The organism is Streptomyces graminilatus, assembly GCF_001418565.1.
GTDB lineage: Bacteria > Actinomycetota > Actinomycetes > Streptomycetales > Streptomycetaceae > Streptomyces > Streptomyces graminilatus.
Window position 1 is genome coordinate 1 of sequence record NZ_LIQQ01000434.1, and the last position, 2,130, is coordinate 2,130.

The 2,130-nt window shown below is 67.3% G+C and carries 2 protein-coding genes; both read left to right on the forward strand.

Features of this window, described 5'->3' with window-relative positions; genetic code table 11:
* Positions 1-273 precede the first annotated feature (273 nt).
* Positions 274-648 (forward strand): VOC family protein, encoded by a 375-nt coding sequence (locus tag AOK08_RS31575; protein ID WP_055532449.1) that lies wholly within the window; start codon positions 274-276, stop codon positions 646-648.
* Between the two features lie 226 nt (positions 649-874).
* Positions 875-2,092: a serine hydrolase domain-containing protein gene (locus AOK08_RS31580; RefSeq protein ID WP_055532451.1), complete on the forward strand. Its 1,218-nt coding sequence runs from the start codon at positions 875-877 to the stop codon at positions 2,090-2,092.
* Positions 2,093-2,130 lie beyond the last annotated feature (38 nt).

Here is a 2,130-nt window from a genome sequence, read left to right on the forward strand (position 1 = left end):
CCGGTGACCCGGTGACCCGGTGACCCGTTGTAGCGGGCGGCCGGATCAAGTAGCGTCACCTGACATGAACACCGGACCGGCGCTTCGACGCCACACACGGATTGGCTATCCGGTGGAGAGCTGATCACGCGGCGGGTGCCGACAGGTCACCCGCTCGGTTCGGCAGGCAGTTCGGCGAGCATTTCGGCACGCGGACCTCCCAGTGTTTGCGCACAGCGAGTCCCCTTCCGTACCGGACATGTCGAACATGTCGAGACCACTGAGGTCAGCCGAATGACTGTCACGTTCAACCACACGATCATCGCCTCCAAGGACCGCCACGAGTCGGCCCGCTTCTTCCGGGAACTGCTGGAACTGCCGGAAGCGCCGTCGTGGGGCCCGTTCATCAACATCCAGCTCTCCGACGGGGTGTTGCTGCAGTTCGCCGAGCCGCCGGTGGACATCCAGATGCAGCACTACGCGTTCCTGATCGACGACGAGCTGTTCGACCGGGCGTACCAGCGCCTCTGCGACAAGGACATCGAGCACTGGGCCGACCCCCAGATGCGACGCCCTGGCGAGACCAACACCGAGCACGGCGGCCGGGGCGTGTACTTCAAGGACCCGGGCGGCCACGCGATCGAGCTGATCACGCGCCCGTACCTGTAGTAGCCAGGGCCAGAGGTTTCACCTGCCGGTCGGCGGGCGGGAGCACATGGTCGCGCCCGCCGACCCAGGGCAATTTACCCACCTCTGCCGGTCTGCCGGTCTGAACGAGTGGACTCGCCGGTACGCGCCCGGAAGGGTCCCTTCCCGTCGAGTCACCGATGGTGATGTTGCCGTCCGAGCCCGCGACGGTCTGCGGGCTGCCCATGACTGGAGGAGGCACCCCCGGATGCGACGTACCCCCCACCGCCGGATGCTCGCGGCAGCGCTGTTCGCGGCGTGCGTGCTGGTCCCGATGGCAGCGACTCCCGCAGCGGCCGTCCGTACGGCAAGGGTCGACCAGCACGACCAGGACCACCACGACAGGAACGCCGACTGTCCGCCGGGCGGTCTCGGGCCGGAGGTGACCGCCCGACTGGACAGAGCGATCGAGGACGTCCGCGGGCAGGCCGGCATCCCCGGTGTCGTCGTCGGAGTGTGGATGCCCGGCAAGGGAAGCTACGTCCGCGCGACCGGCGTCGCCGACACGGCCACCCACCGTCCGATGACCACCGACGGTTTCCTACGGATCGGCAGCGAGACGAAAACCTTCACGGTCACCGCGCTGCTGGAACTCGTAGACGACCACCGGATCCGACTGGACGACCCGATCTCCCGCTATATCCACGGAGTACCGAACGGCCACCGGATCACACTCCGCCACCTGGCCGAGATGCGCAGCGGCCTGTTCCCCTACAGCGCCGATCCGGACTTCGCCCATGACCTGGTGAGCGACCCGGAGCGCTCCTTCACCCCACGGGAGGTGCTCGCGTACGGCTTCCGGCACAAGAACACCTTCGCGCCGGGGACGGAGTTCCAGTACTCCAACTCCAACCTGATCCTCCTCGGCCTGGTGATCGAGAAGGTCAGCGGCAGGCGGCTCGCCGACTTCATCGACAGCCGGGTACTGGCCCCGGCTCACCTCCACGACACACTCCTCCCAGAGGGAGCCGAGTTCCCGGAACCGCATCCGCGCGGCTACACGAACCAGACGCTGACCGGCGCGGTGGCCGACTCCACGGACTGGAACCCCAGTTGGGCCTGGGCGGCCGGCTCGATGATCTCCAACCTGCACGACCTGCACCGCTGGGCGGAAATCGTCGCCACGGGCAAACTCCTCACCCCCGAAACCCAGTCCCAGCGCCTAAAGACCCACCCGACCGGCCTCCCCGGCCTCAGCTACGGCCTCGGCATCTTCGAAACGGGCGGCTGGATCGGCCACAACGGCTCCATCCCGGGCTACGAGACGGTGACGGTCTATCTGCCTTCGAAGAAGGCCACCCTGGTCATCATGATCAACACGGACATCACGAGTGGGGGGCAGGAGCCTACGACGCTTCTGGCTCGGGCGGTCACGGGGATTGTTACGCCGGGGAATGTGTATGACGGGGCGGTGGCTGCGCGGTAGGTGGGCGGCTGGGCAGGGTGCGGTGATGTGAACTGGGG